Origin of the sequence: Streptomyces sp. NPDC093586 (genome assembly GCF_044764905.1) — a bacterium.
Classification (GTDB): domain Bacteria; phylum Actinomycetota; class Actinomycetes; order Streptomycetales; family Streptomycetaceae; genus Streptomyces.
Map to the genome: position 1 here is coordinate 17,777 of NZ_JBIWJA010000044.1, position 25,615 is coordinate 43,391.

Here is a 25,615-nt window from a genome sequence, read left to right on the forward strand (position 1 = left end):
CCGGAACCCGGCGGGCAGGTTCAGGAGCCGGCGGTCTGCCTGGCCTCGGACCAGCGCTTGTTCAGATCGTCGAAGTAGTCGTCGAGGGAGCCCTTCACGGCGCCGCGGGCGATGTCGATGAGCTTCTGGCGGTAGTCCGGCTTGGCCAGGCCGATCTCGGAGGCGTTGTCGATGGCGTTGACCTCGGCGGTCTTGGCCTCGGAGCGTTCCACCATCTTGACATCGTTGTCAACATAGCCCTTGAGTGTCTCGGGCATCGGGTCGGACTTCAGCGCGGAGACGGCGCCCTCCTTCGCCGCGAAGCCGGACTTCGTGGTGAACCAGTCGATCCAGGCCCGGGCGGCGCTCTTGTGGTCGGAGTGGATGTTCACGGCCTGCTGGTAGTCGGAGACCAGGGTGGCGCAGAACTTGCCGCCCTGCTGGGCCGGTACGGGCATGAAGCCGATGTCGTCGGGGTTCTTGCCGGCCTTCTCGGCCGCGTCGCGCATCTGGTTGACGGCCCAGGAGCCGAGCATCATGCTGCCGATCTCACCCTTGGCCAGGAGGGTCTTGGAGCTCTCCCAGTTGGTGGTGGCCGGGTCCTTCTCCGACAGCTTCGCGTGCACGATGTCGTGGAGCAGGGTGTCGAGCGCGTTCAGGTCCGTGCCCTTGTCCCAGGGCTTGTCCATCGCGGCCAGCTTGTCGGAGGCCTGCGCGTCACAGCTGACGGAGCCGATGCTGTTGGTCCAGGGGCTGCTGAGCGGCCAGCCGTCCTTGAAGTTGGTGTAGTAGGGCGTGGCACCCGTCTTGTCCTTGACGGCCTTCAGGTCGTCGAGGAACTGCTGGGTGGTCGTCGGCCAGTCGGTGATGCCGGCCTTCTTCCACACGGCCTTGTTGTAGACGAAGCCGTTGGCGGTGCCGAAGGACGCGATGCCGTACGTCTTGCCCTTGACGTCGGTCTTGTCGGTGAAGCGGTAGGTGCCCTTCATCGACGACGTGTCACCGAGCGGCGCGAAGAACTTCGGGTAGTCCCCCTTGGCGACCACCCCGGGGATCAGCAGGACGTCCCCGTACTTCTCGGTGTTCATGCGGATCTTGACCTCACCCTCGTAGTCGGTGAGGGCCTCGAACTTGACCTTCACCTTGGGGTAGGTCTTGTTGAACTCGGCCGCGTACTTCTTCATCGTCCCGTCCTGCACGAGGTCGGTGCGATTGGTGAGGACGGTGATGTCGCCCGAGACACCGTCCGGGCTCACCGGCGCGGCGGCGGTCTCGTCGGCGTTCGGGCTCCCGGCTCCGCTGCACCCCGCGACGGTCAGCATCGCGGTGGTCAGCAGAGCGACGCTCAGCGTCTTCTTCCCCATGTGCCCAGCTCCTTCCATGGACTACGGCTCGGGCTGCGGTGGCTGACGGCGACTATGTCAGCCGTCAGTGAACCGGTAAAGCTCCCTTGTTCTCCGCGATACTCAATCGTTACACGCAGGAAAGAAGATGACCGATCATCGATCACCGGAGCTGCGGTTTTGTGCGCGACGGCCGCCGACAGGAGATGACTAGACCGGTTAACACCTTGAGCGTTAGGTTGTGCCGGTCAACCACGTACCGGGACCCGCCCTGCCTAAGGAGCCGCACATGAAGGAAGTCGTCCCGCTCACCGAGGGCTGGAGCCTGCGCCACGGCGAGGACTCCCTGCCCGCCCAGGTCCCCGGCTGTGTCCACACCGATCTGCTCTCGGCCGGCCTGATCCCCGACCCCTTCCTCGGCATCAACGAACCCGAGGTGGCCTGGGTCGGCCGCCGCGCCTGGACCTACGTCCGGGACCTCGACGGCCCCGGCGCCGACGAGGAGGAGCACGAGCGGACCGATCTGGTCTTCGACGGCCTGGACACGGCCGCGGTGATCACCCTGGACGGACGGGAGCTGGGCCGCACCCGGAACATGCACCGCCGCCACCGCTTCGACGTCACGGGCCTCGGCGGCCTGCTGCGGGTGGACTTCGCCTCCGCCTACGACGAGGCCGAGGCGGTGCGCGCGCTGACGGGTGACCGCCCGAACGTCTATCCCGAGCCCTTCCAGTACATCCGCAAGATGGCGTGCAGCTTCGGCTGGGACTGGGGGCCGACGCTCGTGACCGCCGGCATCTGGCGCCCGGTCCGGCTGGAGCGCTGGTCGACGGCCCGGCTGGCCGACGTGCGGCCCCTCGTGACGGTCGTCGACGGCACCGGACGGATCGAGGTGCACATCGAGATCGAGCGCACTGGACAGGGCGCGGACCGCCCGCTCGCCGTGCAGGCGGCCGTCGGCGACGTCCGGGCGCGGGGCACGGTGGAGGGCACCCGGGCCGTACTGACCCTGGACGTGCCCGACGTCTCCCTGTGGTGGCCGCGCGGCTACGGCGAACAGCCGCTGTACGACCTGGAGTTGCTGCTCGTCGAGGACGAGCCCGGGCAGCGGCCGCTGGACTCCTGGCAGCGGCGCGTCGGTTTCCGCACCGTGGAACTGGACCGCTCCGAGGACGAGCACGGCACCGGGTTCACCCTCGTCGTCAACGGCGTACGGATCTTCGCCCGCGGGGTGAACTGGATCCCGGACGACGTCTTCCCCTCCCGGATCACCCCCGACCGCTACCGCACCCGGCTGCGGCAGGCGGCCGAGGCAGGCGTGGACCTGGTGCGGATCTGGGGCGGCGGGATCTACGAGGACGACGCCTTCTACGACGTCTGCGACGAACTGGGACTGATGGTCTGGCAGGACTTCCTCTTCGCCTGCGCCGCCTACCCCGAGGAGCAGCCCCTGCGGGGCGAGATCGAGGCCGAGGCGCGCGACAACGTTGTCCGCCTGATGCCGCACCCGAGCCTCGTGCTGTGGAACGGCAACAACGAGAACCTGTGGGGTTTCCGCGACTGGGAGTGGGAGCCGGAGCTGGCCGGCGACTCGTGGGGCGGCGGCTACTACCTGGACCTGCTGCCGCGCGTGGTCGCCGAACTCGACCCGACCCGCCCCTACACCGCGGGCAGCCCGTGGTCCGGTTCGTGGGACCACCACCCCAACGACCCGGCCCACGGCACCCATCACTCGTGGGAGGTCTGGAACCGCCGGGACTACGCCGAGTACCGCGACTCGGTGCCCCGCTTCGTGGCGGAGTTCGGCTGGCAGGCGCCGCCCGCGATGGCCACCCTGCGGCGCGCGCTGCCCGGTGAACAGTTCGCCCCGGACTCCCCCGGCATGCTGCACCACCAGAAGGCGGAGGACGGCAACGGCAAGCTGAACCGCGGCCTGGAGCGCCACTTCGCGCCGCCCGAGGGCGACTTCGACCGCTGGCACTACCTCACGCAGGTCGTGCAGGCCCGCGCGGTCGCCGCCGGCATCGAGCACTGGCGCTCGCACTGGCCGGTCTGCGCGGGCACCGTGGTCTGGCAGCTGAACGACTGCTGGCCGGTCAGCTCCTGGGCGGCGGTGGACGGTGACGGCCGGCTCAAGCCGCTCTACCACGAGCTGCGCCGGGTCTACGCCGACCGCCTCCTCACGCTCCAGCCGGGCGCCGAGGGCCCGGTGCTCGCCGTCGTCAACCAGGCCGCCGAACCCTGGCAGGCACGCGTGGTCCTGCGCCGGATGCGGGCCGACGGCACCGGGGTGGCGGAGCACGTGCTCGACGTGACCGTGGCCGCGCGCTCGGTCCACCGACAGGCCGTCCCGCAGGACCTGGCACCGGACGAGAGGTCCGGAAAGGAGTTCCTCGTCGCCGACTGCGACGCGCTGCGCGCGCTCCACTTCCCCGTGGCCGACAAGGAGTTCGCCTACCCGGTCCCGCGTTTCGACGTGGCGGTGGAGTCCCCCGTCGGTGCCGGAGCCGGTAGTGTCGAGGTCGTGGTAACCGCTCACACCCTGGTACGTGATCTCCTGCTGCAGGTGGACCGGCTCGGCCCGGACGCCGTCTGCGACACCGGTCTGCGCACCCTGCTCCCCGGGGAGCAGGCCCGCCTGCGGGTCACGGGGGCGGCGCAGACCCGCGCCAATACCGTGCGCGCGGCACTGTTCTGCGTGGAACCGGCGTGAGCGCACCCTCCGAACGCGTCACCATCAAGGACGTCGCCGCGGCCGCCGGCGTGTCCAAGGGCGCCGTGTCACTGGCGTTCAACCACAAACCGGGGGTCTCCGCGGCCACCCGGGAGCGGATCTTCGCGGCGGCCCGGCAGCTCGGCTGGGCCCCGAACTCCTCGGCCCGCAGCCTGTCCCGCCAGTCCGTCGACACCGTCGGGCTGGCCATCTGCCGGCCCGCCCGGCTGCTGGGCCTGGAGCCCTTCTACATGGAGTTCGTCTCCGGCATCGAGAGCGTGCTGGCGGAGCGGGACTGCTCCCTGCTGCTGCGCCTGGTCGGCTCGCTGGAGGAGGAGATCCTCCTCCAGGAGCGCTGGTGGCGGGAGCGCCAGGTGGGGGGCTCGATCCTGGTCGACTTCCACCAGGAGGATCCCCGCATCGCCCCCCTGCGGGAGCTGGGCCTGCCCGCCGTCGCGGTCGGGCACCCCTCTCTCACGGGGGGCTTCCCCTCGGTGTGGACCGATGACGCCGCCGCCGTCGGCGAGGCGGTGCGCTACCTGGCGGCTCTGGGCCACCGGCGCATCGCCCGCGTGGGCGGCCCGGTCGGGCTGGGACACAGCGCCATCCGGGCGGCCGCGTTCGAGCGGACCATGGGGGAACTCGGCCTCGAGGGCGGCCTGCACGTCGAGACGGGTTTCTCCGGCGAGGAGGGCGCACGCGCCACACGCTCCCTCCTGCTGTCCGGTGACCGGCCCACGGCGATCGTCTACGACAACGACATCATGGCGGTCGCCGGACTGGGCGTCGCCGCCGAGATGGGCGTCTCGGTGCCGGACGACCTGTCGCTGCTGGCCTGGGACGACTCGCAGCTGTGCCGGCTGACCCATCCCACGCTGTCCGCGATGAGCCACGACGTGCACGGCTTCGGGGCGCAGGTCGCACGGGTGCTGTTCGAGGTGGTCGCCGGTCACGAGGTCGTGTCCCGGCCGGTGGCGACACCGTCGCTCGTGCCGAGGGCGTCCACGGCCTCGCCCCGGTCCTGACCCACGGGTACGCCTCGAGGGGCGCGGCACGGTGCCGCGCCCCTCGAGTGTTCTCCCGGGCTCTTTCGTGAGACACCGACCCTGCGGGACCGTACGGGGAACACAGGCGCCCGGCTGCGGCGATTCGCGAGGAAACCGCCTCTCCCCCGGTGCCGGGAACGCCTGCTTCCCCCTTCCCTCACATGAAGTGGAAAGGGGGAAACAGAACCGGTTAAGTAACTCTCCTCCTGAATGCGGCGCCGCGGCTAGACCGCCGCGTGACCGAGTTCCCGGACGTGCTGGCGGGCCGCCGCCGCGGCGCCGATCAGGCCGGCGTCCGCGGCGAGGGCCGCGGGCCGCACCTCCAGACCGCGGACGAAGTCGAGGACCGCGAACTCCCGCAGGTGGCGGCGGAGCGGGGCGAAGAGCGTGTCGCCCGACCGGGCGACGCCGCCGCCGATGACGGCCACCTCGATCTCCAGCAGCGTCGCGGTGCCGGCGATGGCGGCGGCCAGCGCGCGGGCCGAGCGGTCGTAGGCGGCCAGGGCGCGCTCGTCGCCCGCGCGCGCGGAGGCGGCGACGGCGGCGGCCGTCGGCGGCGAGCCGGGCTCGGGGCTCCAGCCCGTCTCCAGGGCGTGCCGGGCGATGGCGGTACCGCTGGCGTAGCCCTCCAGGCACCCTCGCGCACCGCAGACGCACGGCGGGCCGTCGAGGGCGACGGAGATGTGGCCGATGTGCCCGGCGTTCCCCGAGGGCCCCGGACGCAGCCGGCCGTCCAGGACGAAGCCGCCCCCGACGCCGGTGGAGACCACCATGCACAGCGCGTTGGCCACCCCGCGGGCGGCACCGAGCCAGTGCTCGGCGGCGGCCATGGCCACGGCGTCCCCGAGCAGGACGGGGGCGACGCCGTCGAAGAGCATCGGATGGGCGCGCACGCTCTCGGTCAGGGGGAAGGCCCGCCAGGCGGGGATGTTCACGGGGCTCACGGTGCCGGCCGCGGTGTCGACGGGGCCCGCGCTGGCGATGCCGAAGCCGCGTACGGTGCCCCAGGCGGGAGCGGCGGCCAGGGCGTCGATCACGGCGTCGACCGTGCGCGCCAGGCGGTGGGCGGATTCCCGTGCGGGGGTGGGGAGTTCGGTGCGGTGGACGACGGTTCCCCCCTCGTCGACCAGCGCACCCGCGATCTTGGTTCCTCCGATGTCCAGGGCGGCGTACACCGATGCAGTCCTCTCTCCGGTCCATTGACCGACAACGTTGTCACCAGATGGGTGAGCGGGAATTCCTAGGCGCGGGAGCCGCGGTCGTCGGCCCCCGGGCCGGTGGCCGCCACGAACAGCGTGCCCTCGCCGTCCACCAGGACGTCCTCGTCCGACGCGGACAGGAAGCAGGAGGCGCCGGGGCCGAGTCGCAGCTCCTCCCCCTGGCCCGTGCGCAGCCGGACGGTCCCTTCCGCGCAGAAGGCGATGCGGGGACCGGACGACGGGACGAGGGGACCGCCGGGGCCCGCGAGCTCGGTCCGGTAGAGGGCGAACTCCTCGACCGGGCAGTCGTACAGCCGGGTCCGTCCCGGCCCCGGGACGCCCGTCGGCCGCACCTCGGGCACCCGCACCGACGGGTCCGTGATCCGCAGCAGCTCGGGGACGTCGACCTCCTTGGCGGTCAGTCCCGCGCGCAGCACGTTGTCCGAGTTGGCGAGGAGTTCCACACCGACTCCGCGCACGTAGGCGTGCAGACCGCCGGCCGGCATGAACAGGGCCTCGCCGGGCTCCAGGACCCGGTGGTCGAGGAGCAGGGAGGCCACGAGGCCGAGGTCTCCGGGGTGGTACTCGGACATGCGCACCACCGCGTCGTACGCCGCGCGGTGCGGCCCGGGCAGCGGCGCCCGGCGCCGGCTCGCCTCGACGACCTCGGCGACGAACGGCTCACGGTCGTGCCGCGGCCACTCCAGCAGGGCGCGCAGCGCTTCGGTCAGCGCCTCGTCACCGGTGCCGTCGCGCAGCAGCGCGGCGACCGGCCGCAGCCGGTCGAGGCCGAGGTCCTCGAGGATGCGGGCGGCCTGCGCACGGCCGCGGAAACCGGCCAGCACCTCGAAGCGGCTGAGCGCGCAGAGCAGTTCGGGCTTGGGCCAGTCGTCGGCGTACGCGCCGTGGCCGCCGGCGGCCTGCTGGGCGGCGAAGCCCGCGCGCGCCTGCTCCCGGTCGGGGTGCACCTGGATGGACAGGGGCTGTTCGGCGGCGAGCACCTTCAGCAGGAACGGAAGCCTGCCGTCGAACCGGCGGGCGCAGGCGGCTCCGAGCTCCCGCTCGGGGTCGTCGGCCACCGCGTCCCGCAGCGTCGTCGGATGCCCGTCGCGCGTCATGCCCGCGGGGCCGGACGCGTGGGCACCCATCCACAGTTCCGCCTCGGGACCGGCCGAGGGAACGTCCCTCCCCTGCAGCCGGGCGATGCCCTCGTGGGAGCCCCAGGCATACGGCTTGATGATCGGTAGAAGTAGATCCACGGTCGTACGTTAACGGCGTGCGACCGGTTATCGAGAATCGGCGACCCTCTGTTATTGAACCGGTATAGTAGTGCGGCTCGGCGCACCAGGGTTCCGCCTTTCCTGTGCTGCCCGACCCGAGCAGCGGGTTTAGCGGTTTAGGACGCGGCTCAACGAAATGACCGTGAACCAAGCATTGACATGGACGTAACACCGGGTGCGTCATAGGGGCCACGAGCGGCCCGTCGTCCGGCGCCCGAAGCCCCACACCCCGCGAAGCGGCTCATCAGGCATGCCCCCGTACGACGACATCGTTGTCGGCCGTGCCGTGCCGCGCCGCACCCTTCGTGTCCCCAGCCCCGCACGACCCCGAGGAGAGAAATATGCACAAGCCACCAGGAAGCACCCTGATCACCACCGCGGGCATGGCGCTCGCCGCCGTCCTCGGCCTGTTGTTCTCGGTCGTGGGCCCGGTGGGCGAGGCCGCCGCCACGCCCACCGGCCTGCACGTCCGCAACGGACGCCTCGTCGAGGGCAACGGAAACGAGTTCGTCATGCGCGGGGTCAATCACGCCCACGCCTGGTATCCGGACCGCACCTCCTCCATCGCCGACATCGCACGCAAGGGCGCCAACACCGTCCGCGTCGTGCTCAGCAACGGCGACCGGTGGACCCGGACGAGCACGTCCGAGGTCTCCGCCCTCATCGCCCAGTGCAAGGCCAACAAGGTCATCTGCGTCCTGGAGGTGCACGACACCACCGGCTACGGCGAGGACGGCGCCGCGACCACCCTGGACCGGGCGGCCGACTACTGGATCGGCGTGAAGAGCGCGCTGAAGAACCAGGAGAGCTACGTCGTCGTCAACATCGGCAACGAGCCCTTCGGCAACGGCAACTACACGGCCTGGACCGGTGCCACCAAGGCGGCGATCGGCAAGCTCCGCGGGGCCGGCATCCACCACGCCCTCATGGTCGACGCCCCCAACTGGGGCCAGGACTGGTCCCACACGATGCGGGACAACGCCCCCTCCGTCTTCGCCTCCGACCCCGACCGCAACACCGTCTTCTCGATCCACATGTACGGGGTCTACGACACCGCCGCCGAGGTGCGGGACTATCTGCACGCCTTCGTCGACAGGGGGCTGCCCGTCGTCGTCGGCGAGTTCGGCGACCAGCACAGCGACGGCAACCCCGACGAGGACGCCATCATGGCCACCGCGCGGTCCCTGAGGGTGGGCTACCTCGGCTGGTCCTGGAGCGGCAACGGCGGTGGCGTCGAGTACCTCGACATGGTCAAGGGCTTCGACGCGAACTCCCTGACCGGCTGGGGCCGACGCATCTTCCACGGGGCCGACGGCATCTCCTCCACCTCCCGGACCGCCACCGTCTACGGGACCACCACCGGTGGCGGCACCGCCCCGAACGGCTACCCGTACTGCGTGCACGGCAGCGCCTCCGACCCCGACGGCGACGGCTGGGGCTGGGAGAACCACCGCTCCTGCGTGGTCCGCGGCAGCGCGGCGGACCACTGACGGCCGCCCCGTCCGGACACCCGCGAGTCGCCCTCTCCGCCCACCGGCCGGGGAGGGCGACTCGCGGCGCACGGCACGCGGCCGGGGCAGTGGAGCCCACCCGGCCGCGCCCCGGCCGTCAGAGGGCGCGGATGTCGTCCAGGAAGAAACTGCCGCTGGTGGTCCCTCCCGCACTGTCCTGGTTGATGAAGACGTTGAACTGCGAGAGGTCGGCCAGGTCCTCGGGGGTGAGGCGCCGGCCGGCGTTCGCGGTGTCCCACGGCGCCGGACGGAAGTCGGCGAACGGGATCCTGACGGCCCCGGCCTCGGTGTCGGCCATGGACGGGTACGCCTCGAAGGCCACGCCGCCCGCGACGAGCTGGAGCACCAGCTTGTGACGCGAGCCGTCCGGCTCGAGCCACAGCGAGAGGGAGTCGAAGGCGGACCAGTCCCCCTCGATCCGCTTGCCGATGCCCGTGTAGTTCTGGAAGGCGAAGTCGTAGTCGAAGCGCAGTGCCTTCTCGCCGTTGCCGACGGGATCCCGGGAGAGGGAGATCGTGTTGGTGCCGTAGGGGCTGTACTCGGCCCGCAGGGCCGTGTCGTCGACGTGTCCTTCGAAGTCGTCCACGACTCCGGGCGCCGGCGGCGGCTTCTCCCCGAGGACGACGCGGTGGTCCGCCGTGAGTGTCCGGTGCCCGGGCAGGACGGCCCGGACCTTCAGCTCGGTCGGGGTGTTGGTGAGGTTCTCCTCGCCGATGTCCCAGGTGCCGGTCCAGTAGCCGGTCTTCCGGTCGTGGCGCAGCCGGTGCCGGGCGGGGTCGTCACCGACGGTGTAGTACACCTGCTGCGGAAGGGCGTCGGAGACCCGGACGCGAACGGTGGCGGTCGCGGTGGTGATCCGTTCGCCGTCCGTGGGCGAGACGATGTGCAGGAACGGGTCGTGCCGCACGGCGCGGACCCGTCGGTCGAACACGTCGCGCAGGTCCAGGTCCGAGCTGAACAGTGTGTCGGGGTCGGCCGCGAAGGCACGGAAGTCGGGCAGGAGTTCGTGCTCGGGGAGACCGCCGTACGCCGGAGTGGGGACGAAGAACTGGTCGGTGCCGAAATTGGTCCAGGTCATCATGTAGGCGGTGCGGGAGGCGTCCGGGTCGGCCGTGACGGCGTCCAGGACCTGGGTGAACCAGTGCGGGTCGCCGTTCTGCCCGTTGGGCTTCAGGGCACCGCTCTCGCCGAACTCGGTGAAGGCGGAGACCTTGCCGCGCTGTTCGGCGATCCGGGCGATCATGCCGAGGTCGGCGACCATGCCGTCCAGCCACCGCCGGGAGCCGTCGGTGCCGTCGTAGTTGTCGTAGCCGAGGACGTCGACGAAGTCGTCCCCGGGGTAGGTGCGCAGGTACACCTCGTCCGTGCCTCCGTAACCGCCGCCGGGCCCGTAGGCGTAGAGGAAGTTGTGCACGCCCTTGGTGTCGCGCAGGTACTCCACGGTGTAGCGCCACAGCTCGACGTACTGCGAGGGCGAGGCATGGGCGGCGCCCCACCAGAACCACGAGCCGCTGTTCTCGTGGAACGGACGGAAGATCACCGGGATGGGGGCGCCCTTGTCGTCGGTGATCGCGTGGGCGAGACGGGCGACGCGGTCGAGGTAGGCGTTGAACTCGTCGTTGTGGTCCCCGCCCGGCAGGATCCGCTCGACCACGTCGCCGTTCGTGTCACCGTAGTTCCCGCCGGTGACGAAGTTGTCCATATGGGCGCTGATGGTGTTGATGCCGCCGATGCGGTGGGCGTCCTGGATCAGGTCGACGAAGGTGGCGAACTTCTCCTCCGGGGTGCCGGGCGAGGAGCCGTAGCCCTCTCCGCTCATGTCCCAGCCGAAGACCGCGGGGTGGTCGCCGACGCCGGCGAGCACGTCGGACTTGATGCCGTCGGCTTCCTCGAAGGTCACTCCGAACTCGGTGGTCTGCTGATGGCCGAAGAGGATGCCTTCGCCGCGTCGGTCCCGCAGGTAGGAGAAGAGGGAGCGGGTCTCGGCCGTCGCCCGGGCGTCGGCCGTCCCGACCGTGCGGCCCGAAGGTCCGCGCCCCGTGGCGGGGGAGGCGGCGGCCGGCGCCGTGGCGAGCACGCCGAGGGCGAGGGCGAGGACAGCCGCCAGAGCGGTCAGCCGCCCGCGGGGCTTCGCCGGTCTGTGGGGAGCTGATCTGTGGGGAGCTGTTCCGTGGGGAGCTGTTCCGTGGGGAGCTGTTCCGTGGGGATACGTCACATGCCTCTCCTGTCGGATATGCGCAAAGGGGGGTGAGGACGGAGCATGAGCGCCTTGCGCGGTGCGGTGGAAGCGGCTCGGGCAGGTGATCAGGCGACTTACGTCGGGTGGTGAAGCAACCCGGTCGCGGTGGGGAGGTGCGCCCGGACCGCGGCCGGTCAGGTGACCGCGGTCCGGGCCGTGAGGGGAGCGTGCCGCGTCACTCGGGGGCGGGGCCCGTCGAGCCGCGGGGCACGAAGTGCGCGGCCGGTGACCAGCGGTCCTGGGCCGGCCGGCCGTCGATGCGGTCCAGGGCCGCCTGGGCGACCAGGGCGCCGTAGCGGTGGACGTCCACGGTCATCGTGGTCAGCGGCGGGGAGGCCAGCCGGCACAGGGTGGAGTCGTCCCACGCGATGAGGGAGAGGTCGCCGGGCACGGCGAGGCCCCGTTCCTTGGCCGCGCTCAGTCCGGCGACGGCCATCACGTCGTTGTCGTACAGGATCGCCGTGGGCCGCCGGTCACGGCGCAGCAGCTCCGCGGTGAGTCGCTCCCCGGCCTCGGCCGAGTAGTCGCCGTCGGCGACCAGCAGTTCGATGCCCGCCTCCGTGCACGCCTCCTCCTGCGCGCGCAGGCGCGCCCGGGTGTGGAGCAGCGAGCGGGGTCCGCCGACGCGGGCGATCCTGCGGTGTCCGAGTTCCATGAGCCGGGTCAGGGCGTCGCGCACGGGCTTGCCGTCGTCGGTGCGGACGACCGGCATGCCGGGGTCCCCCGGCCACGTGCCGACCAGGACCGCGGGCAGTCCCAGCTCGCGCAGGACCTCCGGCCGCCGGTCGTCCTCGGTGAGGTTGACGACCGCGACCGCGTCCACCAGGCGGCCCTCGGCCCAGCGGCGGTACGCGGCGATCTCCTCGTCGTGCGTGGTGACGACGTGGAGGAGTACCGACATGTCCCGGGCGACCAGGCTCTCCTCCATCCCGGCGATGAACTCCATGAAGAAGGGCTCCACCCCGAGCAGGCGGGTCGAGCTCGCGAGGACGAGGCCCAGGGCTCCCTGACCCGCGCGGGCACGGGGGGTGGGGTTCATTCGGTCTCCGACGGGGCGTGGCAGAGGCTGTTCACCGAGCGCAGCACCGGCGCGGTGGTCAGGACCGCCGGGTCGTCGAGGACGGCGGCGGTGCGGACGTGGAAGGAGTGGGTCTCGCCGGGCAGCAGGGTGACCAGCATGTCGTCCACGACGGCGTCGGGGGCGGCCCGGTCGGCGAGTACGGCGATGTCGCGGGCGAAGGAGCGGGCGCGGACGTCGACCCGGTAGCCGTCCGGTACGGCGTGCGCCTCGGCGCTCAGCGCGTCGGGCCGGTGGGCGAGGTCCCGGTCCTCGCAGAAGGTGTGGAAGGCGCGTACGTCCTTCGAGGACGCCACGAGTACCTCCTGCCTGACATCGTCCGGGGTGAGCAGTGCGCCGTCCGGTTCGATGACCACGACCGACCGGGGCGCCGCCCGGAGGTCGACTCTAGCATCGGCGAGGACGGCTCCCCGGAGCGTGCGGCGCTCCAGGGACAGGGGTCCGGTCCAGGGTTCGTCGGTGTCGTTGACGACGGCGAGGGCGAGCCTGCCCGCCCGGGGCTGGAAGGTGAGCAGGCGCGGGGCGTAGGCCTTGCGCAGCGCGTACCACAACGGCTTGGGGCGCTCGTCGCCGTCCACCGCGGCCCAGGAGGTGACGGGCCAGCAGTCGTTGAGCTGCCACACCAGGGCACCGGCGGTCCGCGGCCACCAGGAGCGGAAGTGCTCGATGCCGAAGGCCACGGCGCGGGCCTGGTTGAGCTGGGTGGCCCAGTGCCAGTCCTCGAAGGTGCGCGGGGCGGGCAGGTGCGGTGCAAGGCCCCGGTCCAGTTTGCCGTTGCCGTCCTCGGCCTTCTGGTGGAGCAGGAAGGCGGGCGAGGTGGCGGCGAGCGGCTCGTCGTGGATCCAGCGGGTGAGCGTGGCCCAGGTGGGCGGGCCCTGGAAGCCGAACTCCGAGCAGAAGCGGGGGGTGTGGTCGCGGTAGGCGGTGTAGTCGATCCGGTTCCACACCTCCCATTCGTGGCGGGTGCCGTGGTCCTGGTCGTTGGGGTGGATGCCGCCGACGGGGGCGCCGGGCGTGTAGGGGCTGCCGTCGGCGTACGGCGTGGTGGGGTCCAGTTCGGCGACGATCCGGGGCAGCAGCTCGGTGTAGTAGCCCAGTCCCCAGGTGCGGCCGGCCAGTTGCTCGGGCCAGCCCCAGTCGGCGAAGCCCCAGAGGTTCTCGTTGCCGCCGTTCCACAGCGCCAGGCTCGGCCGGCCGGCCAGCCGTGCGACGTTCTCCCTGGCCTCGGCCTCGACCTCGCCGCGCAGCGGTTCCTCCTCGGGGTAGGAGGCACAGGCGAAGGGGAAGTCCTGCCAGACCAGGACGCCGCGTTCGTCGCACACGTCGTAGAAGTCGTCGGTCTCGTAGATGCCGCCGCCCCAGACGCGCAGCATGTTCATGTTCGCGCCGAGTGCCTGGTCGACGCGGCGTTCCAGGCGCTCGCGGGTGATGCGGGTGAGGAAGTGGTCGTCGGGGATCCAGTTGGCGCCCTTGGCGAAGATCCGGGTGCCGTTGACGACGAAGGTGAAGGGGGTGCCGTGTTCGTCGGGCGCGGTGTCGACGGTGAGGGTGCGAAAGCCCACCCGGCGGTGGAAGCGGTCCAGTTCCGCCGCCTCGGAGGACGGTCCGGTGAGGACCACCTCCAGGTCGTACAGCGACTGTTCGCCGTATCCGGCGGGCCACCACAGCCGGGCGTCGGGCACGGTGAGGCGCAGGACGGCGGTGGTGCTGCCGGGGTCGAGAACGGTGCGGGCCTCGGCTCCGCCGATCCGCGCGGCCAGTTCCAGGGCGGGCCGGTCCGCGGGGTGCGCGAGCTCGAGGTCGGCGTGCACCTCGATCACGCCGTCGCCGTCCGGGCCGACGCTCACCAGCGGGCGTACGCGGGCCAGACGCGCGGTGCTCCAGCGCTCCAGCCGCACCGGCTTCCAGATGCCGGCGGTCTGCAGGTCGGGGCCCCAGTCCCAGCCGAAACTGCAGGCCATCTTGCGCACCATGTTGAAGGGGTGGGGGTAGACGTGCTCGCGGCGGCCGAGTGCCGCCTCCGTCTCCTCGGCGTGCTCCAGCGCGGAGCGGAAGTCCACGACGAGTTCGTTGGGGCCGTCGGTGAGGTGGTCGCGCACGTCGAAGCGGTAGGAGCGGTGCATGTTGGCGGTGCGGCCGAGCACCCGGCCGTTGAGGGTCACGGTCGCCACCGTGTCCAGGCCGTCGAAGACCAGGTCCACGCGTTCGTCCGGTGCCGCCGCGGCCGCGTCGAGGGCGAGCCGGTACCGCCAGTCGGTGCGGTGCATCCAGGTGAGGTCCTCCTCGACCCGGTCGAGGTAGGGGTCGGGGATCAGACCGGCGGCCATCAGGTCCAGGTGCGTGCTGCCGGGGACCACGGCACGTACCTCACGCCCCCCGATGGTCTCCGGGACCGGCCCGCGTGTGGCGCTCAGCAGCCAGCCCTCGTGCAGGGGCGTCTGTGCCATGTTCACTCCTGTCGGATCTCGGCATGCGAGCCGGGGCGAATCCGTCGGTACCGGACCCCTGTTGTTCCCCGGTCGAACCGCCTACGATTGTTACGTCGATGAATTAAGTAAGTCAACGGCGGGGTTGACCCGCTCCCTTCGGAGAAAGCCTCAACGTGTCAACTGACTCCCTCCTCCCCCCGCACGGTGTGGTCCACCTGCGTGCCGCAGGCGCCTCGCTGGTCCTGGACACCTCCGGCGGCACTCTTCCACGCGTCGTGCACTGGGGCGCCGATCTCGGTGGCCTGTCCGATGCCGGCCTCGAGGCGCTGCGGCTGTCGTCGCGCCCCCAGCCGATCGGCTTCTCGGTCGACGGACCGGTCGAGGTGTCCGTGCTCCCGGAGCAGTCCGCGGGCTGGCTCGGCACCCCCGGGCTGGTGGGCCACAGGAACGGCGCGGACTTCTCGACCGCCTTCCGCGTGGTCCGCGTCGACTTCGCCGTGGACTCCCCCGCGTCCGGCGACCGGCCCGGCCGCCTCCTGGTCCACGCCGAGGACCGGACCGCCGGCCTGGAACTGGAACTGGACATCGAGCTGACCGAGGCGGGGCTGGTGCGCCAGCGCGCGACCGTGACCAACCGCGGCACCACCCCGTTCGCCCTCGACGCGGTCAACCTGACCCTGCCCGTGCCGGCCGTGGCCACGGAACTGCTCGACTTCACCGGGCACCATCTGCGCGAGCGCAGCCCCCAGCGGACGCCCTTCACGCAGGGGCTGCGCCTGCGGGAGAACCGCACCGGGCGCACCGGCTACGACTCGGCGTACCTGCTGGCCGCCGGGACGAAGGACTTCGGCAACCGCGGCGGCGAGGTGTGGGCGGTGCACACCGCCTGGTCGGGCAATCACCGCACCTTCGCCGAACGCACCTTCCACTCCGTCTCGCTGCTGGGCTGCGGAGAACTGCTGCTGTCCGGGGAGGTGCTGCTCGCTCCGGACGAGAGCTACCGCACGCCCTGGCAGTACGGGGCGTACGGGCGCGGTCTGGACGAGGTGTCCGCCCGCTTCCACCGCCATCTGCGGGCCCGGGACCATCATCCGCGCTCGCCACGGCCGGTGGTCGTCAACACGTGGGAGGCGGTGTACTTCGACCACGACCTGGAGCGGCTGAAGCAGCTCGCGGACGCGGCCGCCGCCGTGGGCGCCGAGCGCTTCGTGCTGGACGACGGCTGGTTCGGCGCGCGCCGCGACGACCGGCGGGCGCTCGGCGACTGGTTCGTCTCCCCCGAGGTGTGGCCCCAGGGCCTCGGCCCGCTGATCGACCACGTCACCGCGCTGGGGATGCAGTTCGGGCTCTGGGTGGAACCCGAGATGATCAACGAGGACTCGGAGCTGGCCCGCGCCCATCCGGACTGGATCATGGCGACGGGCGGCCGGCTGCCCGGCGCCGCGCGGCACCAGCAGGTCCTGGACCTGGCCCGGCCGGAGGCGTACGCGTACATCCTGCAGCGGCTGGACGACCTGCTGTCCGCGTACCCGATCGCCTACCTGAAGTGGGACCACAACCGGGACCTGGTGGAGGCCGGTCACCAGCCGGGCGGCCGGGCCGGGGTGCACGACCAGACGGCGGCGGTGTACCGCCTGCTGGACGACCTGCGCGCCCGGCATCCCGGCGTGGAGATCGAGTCCTGCTCGTCCGGCGGCGGCCGGGTGGACCTGGGCATCCTGGAACGGACCGACCGGGTGTGGGTGTCGGACTGCATCGACGCCCTGGAACGGCAGCGGATCCAGCGGTGGACCAACGCGCTCGTCCCGCTGGAGCTGATGGGCACGCACGTCGGCTCCCCGGTCTCGCACACCACCGGCCGCACCCATCCCCTCGACTTCCGTGCCGCCACCGCGCTGTTCGGGCACTTCGGCATCGAGTGGGACCTGACGTCCGCCGAGCCGGCCGAGCTGGAGCGGCTGGCCGAGTGGGTGGCGCTGTACAAGGAGCTGCGCCCGCTGCTGCACTCGGGCACCGCGGTGCACGGCGACCTCACCGACCCCGCCTACTCGCTCCACGGCGTGGTCGCCGAGGACGGGTCCGACGCGGTCTACACCCTGGTGGCCACCGGCACGTCCGAGCTGTACCCCACCGGTCCCGTCCGGCTGCCCGGCCTGGACCCGCACGCCGTCTACCACGTGCGTCCGCAGGCGCCGGGCGACCTGCCCGACGGCAACGCCCACCACTGGGGCGCCCACCTGCCGTGGTGGACACCGCAGGGCGTCGAACTGCCCGGCGCCGTCCTCGCACAGGCGGGGGTGCAGGCACCCGTGCTGTACCCGGAGCGGGCCGTCCTGCTGCGCGCCACCCGCCGGTAGTCCCCGTCCCTCCTCCACAACGACCGGGCCCCGCCGACGTGTTGTCGGCGGGGCCCGGTCGTCGGCGGACGGTCCTACGTGTACGGACGAGGGCGCGGCACCGGGCACGCGGCCGGCACCGGGGTGCGCCGGGCGGGCGCACCCGCTGCCCTCACGCCGCCGCTCCGGTCGCCTCGGTGTCACCCTCGGCGTCGATGTCGATCCAGCGCCGACCGGCGTGGTCGTAGGTGAGGTGGTCGTGGTCGGAGGTCGCCTTCGGTCCGGCTTCCTCCCGGCCGAGGCGGCCGCGCAGCTCGGGGTTGGGAGCGGCGGCGGCCAGCATCCGCGTGTACGGGTGCTGCGGGTCGAGGATGACGTCGTCGGCCGGCCCCCGCTCGACGACCCGGCCGCGGTTCATCACCAGGATGTCGTCGGAGAAGTGCCGCGCGGTGGCCAGGTCGTGGGTGATGTACAGGACGGCGAGATCGTCCTCGCGCTGGAGCCTGGCCAGCAGGTTGAGCACTCCGAGGCGGCTGGAGACGTCGAGCATGGACACCGGTTCGTCGGCGATGACGACCTGCGCGCCCGGGGCGAGGGCACGGGCGATGGCGACCCGCTGGCGCTGGCCGCCGGAGAGCTCGTGCGGGCGCCGGTCCATGACCGCGTCCGGCGGCAGGCTCACCCGCTCCAGCAACTGCGCCACCCGCTCCCGGGTCTCGTCCCGGCCGCGGCTTCGCCCGTGCAGCAGCAGGGGGCGGGCGATGTGGTGCTCGATGGAGTGGAAGGGGTTGAGCGAGGCGAAGGGGTCCTGGAACACCATCTGCACATGGTTCCGGTAGTGCCGGTCCTCGACCCGGCGCCCGGTGGGGTCGACGGCCGTGATGGTGCCGGAGGTCGGCTTCTCCAGCCGGGCGATCATCCGGGCGACGGTGGACTTGCCGGAGCCGGAGGCGCCGACCAGCGCGACGGTCCGGCCCGGCACCAGGGTGAAGCCGACCCGGTGCACGGCGCGCAGGGTGCTGCGGCGCAGTCCGGAGCGGATGGTGAAGTCCTTGACCAGGTCGCGTACTTCGAGGGTGGTCATCGCGCGTCCCCTTCCTCGGGTGCGTCTGCCCCGGGCACGTCTTCCCCGCGGGTGGCGGAACCGGTGGCCTCGCCGGTGCGCAGGAAGGACCCGCGGTCACCGGTGAGGCTGGGGAAGGAGTCCAGCAGGGTGCGGGTGTAGGGGTGCCGGGGCCGGCGGTAGATCGTCTCGGCGGTGTCGTACTCGACGATCTCGCCGCGCAGCATCACCGCGATGCGGTCGCTGAGTTCCAGCAGCAGCGGCAGGTCGTGGGTGATGAAGACGACGGCGAAGCCGAGCCGGTCGCGCAGTCGCAGGATCTCTCGCAGGATGCCGCGCTGGACGAGCACGTCGAGCGCCGTGGTGGGCTCGTCCATGATCATGACCTGTGGGTCGAGCAGCAGCGCCATGGCTATCATCACGCGCTGCCGCATGCCGCCGGAGAGCTCGTGCGGGAAGGAGTCCATCCGGCGGGGCTCGACACCGACGAGCTCCAGCACCTCGGCGCAGCGCTCCCGCCGCTCCCGCTTGGACATGCCGGGGCGGTGGGTGGTGAGGACGTCCTCCAGCTGGGCCCGTACGGAGAGCACCGGGTTGAGCGCGTTCATCGCGCCCTGGAAGACCATGGAGAGCTTGGCCCAGCGAAAGCGCCTCAGTTCCTCGTCGCGCAGGGCCAGCAGATCGAGGTCCGTTCCCTCCCGGTCGTGGAAGGTGACGGAGCCGGAGGTGACCTCGGCGGGCCATTCGTGGAGCCGGTTGATCGCGTAGGCCAGGGTGCTCTTGCCGCAGCCGGACTCCCCCGCGAGACCCAGGATCTCGCCCCGGTCGAGGGTCAGTGAGACGTCCTTGACGGCGTGGACGGGCGGGTCGGCCTGGTACACGACGTTGAGGTCACGGACCGTCAGCACCGCTTCGGACGGGGTCTGTTCGGTGGCCGGCCGGGTGGCGGACGGCGCGGTGTCGTTCTTCATGCGGCGGTGCTCCTCGCGACGCGCTTCGGGGCGGCCTCGGCCGGGGCCTTGCGCCTGCGGCCCGCCTCGCGCAGCCGCGGGTTGATGATCTCGTCGAGGCTGAAGTTGATCAGGGCGAGTCCGCAGCCGAAGGCCGCGATGATCAGCCCGGGCGGGGCGAACCACCACCAGGCCTCGCGTTGCAGGGCGAAGCCGTTCTGCGCGAAGTACAGCATCGTGCCCAGCGTCGAGGAGTTGGAGGCGCCGAGGCCGAGGAAGGACAGCCCGGCCTCGTTGAGGATGGCGGCGATCACGGAGAAGACGAACTGCGAGGCCAGCAGGGGCAGGAGGTTGGGCAGGATCTCCACGCAGATCACCCGCCAGGGCTTCTCCCCGGCCACCCGGGCCGCGGCGACGTAGTCGCGGTTGCGCAGCGACAGGGTCTGGGCCCGCAGCACGCGCGCCGACGCGGCCCAGCCGGTGACCGCGAGGACCACGGCGATGGTCCACGAACCGCGCTGGTCGGCCGGGACGAAACCGGAGATGACGATCACCAGCGGCAGCCCGGGGATGACCAGCATGACGTTGGAGAACAGCGAGAACGCCTCGTCGGTGACGCCGCCCGCATAGCCGCCGATGATGCCGAACAGTGCCGACAGGACGGTGGCCATGACGCCGACCAGCAGACCGATCTGCAGCGAACCGCGGGTGGCGTGCGTCAGTTGGGCGAGGACGTCCTGCCCGGTCTGGGTGGTGCCGAGCAGGTGCTCGCCGCTGGGCGGGGTCATGCCGATGTTCCGGATGGTGTCCGGGTCCCCCGTGAGCACCGGGCCGATCAGGCCGAACAGCGCGATCGCCACGACCAGACCGAGACCGATGCCCAGTTTGGGCGACCAGGCGGGCAGCATGGCCCGCCAGCCGCCGCGCCGGCGGGCGGGGGGCAGCAGGGCCGCCGCGTCGTCCCCGATGCCCGGGGGTGACTCCTCCAGGGTCCCGTCGGGCGGGATGACACTGGTCACGAGAGGATTCCCTTCCTGGTCAGTGGCTCGTACGGGTGCGGGGGTCGATCACGCCGTACAGCAGGTCCACGATGAGGTTGGCGCCGAGGACCGCGACGGTGATGACCAGGAAGATCCCCTGCATCAGGGCGTAGTCGTTGTTCTGCACGGCCTGCAGCAGCCGGCCGCCGACGCCGGGATAGGAGAAGACCTGCTCGGTGATGACGGAGCCGGACACCACGAAGCCGAGCGAGGTGGCGAAGCCGGCGATGGAGGGCAGGGCCGCGTTGCGCGCCGCGTAGCGGACCATGATGCGCCGGTTGCGCAGTCCCTTGGCGCGGGCGGTGAGGATGTAGTCCTCGGCGATGGTGGACACCATCATGTTGCGCATCCCGAGCAGCCAGCCGCCGACCGAGGAGATCACGATGGTCAGCGCGGGCAGCGTGCCGTGGTAGACGGCGGAGGAGACGAACTGCCAGTTCCAGCCCATGGGCAGGGCCACGTCGTAGCCGCCCAGCAGCGGGAACCAGTGCAGGGTGGACGACAGCAGCGCGGCCAGGACCAGCGCGAGCCAGAAGTAGGGCACCGCGGCCAGCACGGTGGTGGCGGGGACGACGGAGTCCAGCCAGGATCCGCGCTTCCAGCCCACCACCGTGCCGAGCAGCAGGCCCAGCACGAAGGAGATCAGCGTCGCCATGCCGACCAGCACGATGGTCCACGGCAGCGACTGGCCGATCACGTCGGACACCGGGGCCGGGTAGGAGCTGACCGAGACGCCGAAGTCGCCGCGGAACACGTTGCCGAGATAGGAGACGTACTGCTGGAACAGCGGCTCGCTGCGGTCGGCACCGAGCAGCAGCTCGAACGACTTGCGGGCCGCCGGGTCCACCGTTCCGCCGCGCTGCTGGAGCTTGGCCATCAGGGTGTCGACCGGGTTGCCCGGCATCATCCGGGGGATGAAGAAGTTCAGTGTCAGGGCGGCCCAGAGGGCGACGAGGTAGAAACCGATCTTGCGGGCGAAGTACGTCATCCGATCCCGCCGATCACCTGGGGCTCTTGCGTGAACATGGGTGTCAGGGCCTCACTTGCCGGCGGGCTTCAGGTTCAGGTAGATCTGCGAGTTGTCGGGCCGGCCCCACACGGCGGGGAAGGCGTAGAGGTTGTCCTCGGTCGGCCAGCCCGTGAACTTCTTGGCGTTGAACTGGCTCGTGGTGCCGCCGGTGAGCATGGGGATGTACGGCATCGACGCCTCGATCCGGGTCTGGATCGTGTCGTAGTACGGCCGGCGCGCCTTGGTGTCGTCCATGTCGATGCCGGACAGGGCGGCGAGGGCCTCGTCGACCTTGGGGTCCTTGAAGCGGGCGAAGTTGGGGTTGGCGGTCTCGCCGACGGGCGCGGTGGTCCTGCTGGAGAAGAAGTAGCTGTACAGGTAGTACGGGTCGGGTGCCGGGCCCTGGTACAGCGAGTCCAGCAGCAGCTCGAACTGGCCGCGGCCGCGGGCGTCCGACCACTCGTTCCACGACACCTGCTGGACGGTGAGCTTGATGCCCGTCTTCTTCAGCTGTTCGGCGACCATGTTCACGGCGGTGATGTAGTCGGTCCAGCCGGCGACGACCTTGACCGTGAGGGCCAGTTGTCTGCCGTTCTTGGTGTAGACGCCGCCGGACCCCTTGCTCCAGCCGGCGCCCTCCAGCAGCCGTGCGGCCGTGTCGGCCTGCGGCTCCATCGGCGCGATGCGGTCCTTGAGCTTGTCGGAGACCAGCGTCTTGTCGCGGCCCGGCAGGGCGAAGCCGGGGGATATCTCACCAGCGGTGTTCTCGAAGGCCAGCGCGTTGAGCTGGGTGCGGTCCATCGCGTAGTAGACGGCCTTGCGCACCGCCGGGTCGGTCTGCGGTCCCTTGCAGCCGAGGGCGGCGTCGGAGCAGGTGAACAGGGCCGCCTGATTCATCGGGACGGTGACGGCCCGGTAGCCGGGGTAGTTCTTCTCGACGTTCTTGATGTCGGGGACGGGACCGGTGTTCCAGTCGATCTGGCCGGCCCTGAGCGCGTCGGCTCCGGACTGGTTCCCGGACAGCGCCACGTAACGGATCTTCTTCACCGCGGGGGCGCCGGCGTAGTAGTCGGGGTTCGCCTCCAGCGTGAAGGCCTGCGGCTTGAACTCGGCCAGCTTGAAGGGGCCGGTGCCCACCGGCTTCTTCATGACGTCCTCGGCGGGCTTGGCGATCTTCTCCCAGAGGTGCTTGGGGACGATCCAGAACTTGCCGAGCACCTGCGGGCCCTCGCTGAACGACGGCTTATCGAAGGTGATCTTCACATGGGTGGCGTCGACCGCCGTGGTCCTCCCGGAGAAGCCCGTGTTGTTCATGGTCGCGTTCTTGCGGACCATGTCGAAGGTGAAGACGACGTCATCGGCGGTGAACGGGCGGCCGTCGGTCCACTTCACCCCCTCCCGCAGGGTGACGGTGAGTTCGGTGCCCTTCTTGTTCCAGGCGAACGCCGTGCCCAGCCGGGGCCTGGGCTCGTCCTTGCGGGCGACGTTGTAGAAGAACAGCGGCTCGTAGATGGAGCCCGGGCCGTCGATCATCGTCGGCGAGTACGGGTTGAAGTTGATCTGGTAGTCGCCGCTCTGGCCGGTGTAGGCGACCAGCGTGGAGCCGTCGGCGCCGCTGCCGCCCGTGTCGGCGGTGCATCCCGTGACGGCGAGGCCGAGGGCCGTCACCCCCGCGACGCAGGCATAACGGAACCTCGTCTGATATCTGGACATACGAGCCACTCTCCTGGGGAGGTCCGGATCGGACGGCCGGGGCCACGCCTCCACGGGAGGGCCGGGGCCACGCACATGTGTCGAGATTGTTAAGCTGACGAAGAAAGAAAGTCAACACTCCGGTGGGCCTTCCCTCTGCCACGGGTCTGCGGACCGGCTCCGCCACTCACGGGCCCGCAGAGGTCTCCACCGGGCATGGCCAGGCAGGACGCGTGACGCGTCCGGGCAGCGGCGCTGACACCGTCCCGTCGGTTATGTTTGTCCGGCAAATAAACAGGGGGCGCACGCCCGGAGGAACCGGCTGAGGGCAGCGCCCGCCTGGGGCGCCGGGAGGGTATCGATGGGCGGGCTGGCGAAAGGTATGCCGCACGCGACCAGCAGGGCGGCGGTCCTGGACGTGATCAGGGCGGCCGGGACCATCAGCAGGGTCCGACTGATCCAGGCGACGGGCTTCACGGGTGCCACCATCTCGACGGTGGTCCGTCGTCTCATCGACGACGGGCTGGTCACCGAGATCGGACGCTCCGAATCGACCGGCGGCAAGCCACGGACGCTCCTGGCGCTGAACCAGAGCTCCCGGTACGCGGTCGGTGCCCATCTGGACCACTGCGGCATCACCTACGCGCTCACCGACCTGAGCGGCTCCATGGTCGCCCGGATGTCACGGGCCGGCGCGGGCACCGACGATCCGCCCGCGGTCGTGGCCCGGATGGCCGGCGAGGTGGACACCCTCATCCGGGGGGTCGGTATCAGCAAGGAGCTCGTGCTCGGCCTGGGCGTGGTCTCCCCCGGTCCCCTCACGCCCGCCAGCGGCATGCGCCTGACACCGCCGGCCATGCGCCACTGGGAGGACTTCCCCCTCGACAAGGCCCTGGTGGAGGCCACCGGACTGCCGGTGACCCTGGACAACGACGCCACCGCCGCGGCCCTCGGGGAGCACTGGGCGGGCATCGCGCGCGACACCCCGAGCTTCGCCGCCGTGTACATCGGCAGCGGCATCGGCGCCGGTCTGGTGATCGACGGCGCCGTCTACCGCGGCCGCAGCGGGAACGCCGGGGAGATCGGCCACATGTGCGTCGACGCGGACGGGCCCGACTGCTGGTGCGGGGCCCGCGGGTGCGTGGAGGCGCTCGCGGGGCCGGCGGCCGTGGTGACCCAGGCCCGGGCGGACACGCGGATCTCGCGCGCGGCCGGGCTGACCCAGGGGCCCGGTGGGCAGCGCCCCTCGGTGACCGCCGACTTCGCCGCGGTCGCGCGGGCGGTCCGGCGCGGGGATGCCGACGCCCGTGAACTCCTGGAGGGTTCCGCACGCCGGCTCGCACTCGCCACCCGGGCCCTCGCCAACGTCCTGGACCTGGACATGGTGGTGCTCACGGGCCCGGGTATGGCCGTGGCGGGCTCGGTGTACCTGCCGGTGCTCCAGGAAGAGCTGGAGACGGCCTTCTTCGCGCGGACGGCCCATCCGGTCACCGTGCGCCTGTCGGACTCGGCCGCCACGGCTCCCGCCGTCGGCGCCGCCACGATGGTGCTCCAGAGCGAGCTGGTGCCCCTGCGGCAGACGCGTCTGCCGCTGCCGGGCGCGCTCGGTGAGCCCGAGCGGGAGGCGGCGGTCACCCGGGAGTGAGCAGCCGAGGCTGCCAGGAGCGGCTCCACCTCGGCCGTGCCGACGGGAATCCCTGCCGGCGGAACCGGGTTGCCCACGATGCCAAGGGTGGCCCCAGGGCCACCGCGGGGAGGGAACGGGAGCCCATGAGTCTTCGTCAGTTCGAGTACGCCCTGGCTGTGGCCGAGGCGGGCTCGGTGACGGCTGCGGCGGAGCTGCTGCACGTCGCCCAGCCGTCGGTGTCGCAGCAGATTCGCGGCCTGGAGCGGGAACTCGGCGTGCAGCTGTTCGCCCGCACGCCGGCCGGCCTGGTGCCCACCGCGGTCGGTCGCGCGTTCCTGCGGGACGCGGAGGTCGCGGTGCGGGCGGCACGGCGGGCGAGGGCGACGGCGCGGGCCGGTGCCGACGAGCTGGAGGGTGAGCTGGTGGTCGCGGCGCAGATGGGACTGGGCACGCGGCAGCTGCCGGGCGCGCTGAGCGCGTTGCGCCGCCGTTTCCCGCGGCTGGAGATCACCGTGTTCGAGGAGGCGAACCCGGCTGAGCTGGAACGGCTGGCGCGCCGGGGCGTGGTGGACCTCGGCCTGGTCGGGGGGCCGTGCGAAGAAGGCTTGTACGAGGGCCACCACCTCGGCGACGAGGAGTTCGTCGTGGTGCTGGGTCCCGAGCACGCGCAGCTCGCCGCGGACCGGGTCGAGCTGCGCGAAGTGGCGCGGGAGCCGTGGATCAGGTTCGACCAGGGCGGCGCCCTCGACGGCGTGCTGCGGGACGTACTGCGGGAAAACGAACTGGCCCCCACCACGGTCGCCCGTGTCTCCCAGACGGCGACGGCGGTGCGCTGGGCCGCCCACGGGCTCGGGGTGACCCTCGTTCCGACCTCTGCGGTGCCTCCGGGGTTCGAGCACCTCACCCGCCCCGTCCTGCCCGCCGTTTCCCTGCCCACCGTCGCCGCGGTCCGCCCCGGCGCGGGCCCGGCGGAAACGGCCCTGCTCGAATTCCTGCGTCAGGAGACCTGGCACCACAGCGGCTTCTCGGGCAGCGGGTCAGACCTGCTCCCCACCCGGTGACACCTCGACGACACCGGGAC

At 71.5% G+C, this 25,615-nt stretch carries 17 protein-coding genes; 6 read left to right on the forward strand and 11 right to left on the reverse strand.

From position 1 onward, the window contains the following. Positions 1-20 precede the first annotated feature (20 nt). Positions 21-1,343 carry an ABC transporter substrate-binding protein gene (locus tag ACIRFH_RS31385; protein WP_403528235.1) on the reverse strand — a complete coding sequence of 441 codons (1,323 nt, stop codon included), beginning with the start codon at positions 1,341-1,343 and terminating at the stop codon, positions 21-23. 268 nt (positions 1,344-1,611) lie between these two features. Between ACIRFH_RS31385 and ACIRFH_RS31390 the strand changes: the two genes are divergently transcribed. Together ACIRFH_RS31390 and ACIRFH_RS31395 are read left to right on the forward strand one after the other, a co-directional pair. Continuing rightward, positions 1,612-4,035 carry a glycoside hydrolase family 2 protein gene (locus tag ACIRFH_RS31390; protein WP_403528238.1) on the forward strand — a complete coding sequence of 808 codons (2,424 nt, stop codon included), beginning with the start codon at positions 1,612-1,614 and terminating at the stop codon, positions 4,033-4,035. Then, on the forward strand, positions 4,032-5,060 hold the full coding sequence (locus ACIRFH_RS31395) for a LacI family DNA-binding transcriptional regulator (RefSeq protein WP_403528241.1): 1,029 nt from the start codon (positions 4,032-4,034) through the stop codon (positions 5,058-5,060). The genes ACIRFH_RS31390 and ACIRFH_RS31395 overlap by 4 nt, the downstream gene beginning before the upstream one ends. A 245-nt stretch (positions 5,061-5,305) precedes the next feature. Here the strand turns inward: ACIRFH_RS31395 and ACIRFH_RS31400 are convergent, their stop codons facing one another. Together ACIRFH_RS31400 and manA are read right to left on the reverse strand one after the other, a co-directional pair. Continuing rightward, entirely contained in the window at positions 5,306-6,256 is a 951-nt protein-coding gene (locus ACIRFH_RS31400) for an ROK family protein (protein ID WP_403528244.1), read from the reverse strand. A gap of 65 nt (positions 6,257-6,321) precedes the next feature. Beyond that, positions 6,322-7,539, reverse strand: coding sequence for a mannose-6-phosphate isomerase, class I (gene manA / locus ACIRFH_RS31405; RefSeq protein WP_403528247.1), 1,218 nt, complete (start codon positions 7,537-7,539; stop codon positions 6,322-6,324). Between the two features lie 362 nt (positions 7,540-7,901). Here manA and ACIRFH_RS31410 point away from each other — a divergent pair, with 362 nt between their 5' ends. Beyond that, positions 7,902-9,050 (forward strand): cellulase family glycosylhydrolase, encoded by a 1,149-nt coding sequence (locus ACIRFH_RS31410; RefSeq protein WP_403528250.1) that lies wholly within the window; start codon positions 7,902-7,904, stop codon positions 9,048-9,050. Between the two features lie 118 nt (positions 9,051-9,168). Here the strand turns inward: ACIRFH_RS31410 and ACIRFH_RS31415 are convergent, their stop codons facing one another. From ACIRFH_RS31415 to ACIRFH_RS31425, 3 genes are all read right to left on the reverse strand, one after another. After that, positions 9,169-11,148: a glycosyl hydrolase gene (locus ACIRFH_RS31415; protein ID WP_403528253.1), complete on the reverse strand. Its 1,980-nt coding sequence runs from the start codon at positions 11,146-11,148 to the stop codon at positions 9,169-9,171. A gap of 337 nt (positions 11,149-11,485) precedes the next feature. Continuing rightward, the gene (locus tag ACIRFH_RS31420) at positions 11,486-12,349 is read right to left on the reverse strand and encodes a LacI family DNA-binding transcriptional regulator (RefSeq protein WP_403528256.1); all 864 of its coding nucleotides are present in this window, start codon (positions 12,347-12,349) and stop codon (positions 11,486-11,488) included. Further along, positions 12,346-14,835 (reverse strand): glycoside hydrolase family 2 protein, encoded by a 2,490-nt coding sequence (locus tag ACIRFH_RS31425; RefSeq protein WP_403528258.1) that lies wholly within the window; start codon positions 14,833-14,835, stop codon positions 12,346-12,348. The genes ACIRFH_RS31420 and ACIRFH_RS31425 overlap by 4 nt, the downstream gene beginning before the upstream one ends. Positions 14,836-14,990: 155 nt before the next feature. Here ACIRFH_RS31425 and ACIRFH_RS31430 point away from each other — a divergent pair, with 155 nt between their 5' ends. Then, positions 14,991-17,174: an alpha-galactosidase gene (locus tag ACIRFH_RS31430; RefSeq protein WP_403528261.1), complete on the forward strand. Its 2,184-nt coding sequence runs from the start codon at positions 14,991-14,993 to the stop codon at positions 17,172-17,174. Between the two features lie 151 nt (positions 17,175-17,325). Here the strand turns inward: ACIRFH_RS31430 and ACIRFH_RS31435 are convergent, their stop codons facing one another. Genes ACIRFH_RS31435 through ACIRFH_RS31455 form a run of 5 tightly spaced genes read right to left on the reverse strand, consistent with a single transcriptional unit; the run spans position 17,326 to position 22,928 of the window. Beyond that, positions 17,326-18,237 (reverse strand): ABC transporter ATP-binding protein, encoded by a 912-nt coding sequence (locus ACIRFH_RS31435; protein WP_403528264.1) that lies wholly within the window; start codon positions 18,235-18,237, stop codon positions 17,326-17,328. Further along, the gene (locus tag ACIRFH_RS31440) at positions 18,234-19,187 is read right to left on the reverse strand and encodes an ABC transporter ATP-binding protein (RefSeq protein ID WP_403528267.1); all 954 of its coding nucleotides are present in this window, start codon (positions 19,185-19,187) and stop codon (positions 18,234-18,236) included. The genes ACIRFH_RS31435 and ACIRFH_RS31440 overlap by 4 nt, the downstream gene beginning before the upstream one ends. Then, positions 19,184-20,185, reverse strand: a complete 1,002-nt coding sequence (locus ACIRFH_RS31445) for an ABC transporter permease (protein WP_403528270.1) — start codon at positions 20,183-20,185, stop codon at positions 19,184-19,186. The genes ACIRFH_RS31440 and ACIRFH_RS31445 overlap by 4 nt, the downstream gene beginning before the upstream one ends. Positions 20,186-20,204: 19 nt before the next feature. Next, on the reverse strand, positions 20,205-21,194 hold the full coding sequence (locus ACIRFH_RS31450; protein WP_403528273.1) for an ABC transporter permease: 990 nt from the start codon (positions 21,192-21,194) through the stop codon (positions 20,205-20,207). Positions 21,195-21,245: 51 nt separating this feature from the next. Next, complete coding sequence (locus tag ACIRFH_RS31455; protein WP_403528277.1) at positions 21,246-22,928, reverse strand: ABC transporter substrate-binding protein; 1,683 nt, start codon at positions 22,926-22,928, stop codon at positions 21,246-21,248. Positions 22,929-23,289: 361 nt separating this feature from the next. On the opposite strand from ACIRFH_RS31455, the gene ACIRFH_RS31460 reads away from it, so the two are divergent. Together ACIRFH_RS31460 and ACIRFH_RS31465 are read left to right on the forward strand one after the other, a co-directional pair. After that, positions 23,290-24,552, forward strand: a complete 1,263-nt coding sequence (locus tag ACIRFH_RS31460; protein ID WP_403528280.1) for an ROK family transcriptional regulator — start codon at positions 23,290-23,292, stop codon at positions 24,550-24,552. 125 nt (positions 24,553-24,677) lie between these two features. Continuing rightward, positions 24,678-25,595 (forward strand): LysR family transcriptional regulator, encoded by a 918-nt coding sequence (locus ACIRFH_RS31465; protein ID WP_403528283.1) that lies wholly within the window; start codon positions 24,678-24,680, stop codon positions 25,593-25,595. The last annotated feature ends 20 nt before the right edge of the window (positions 25,596-25,615 follow it).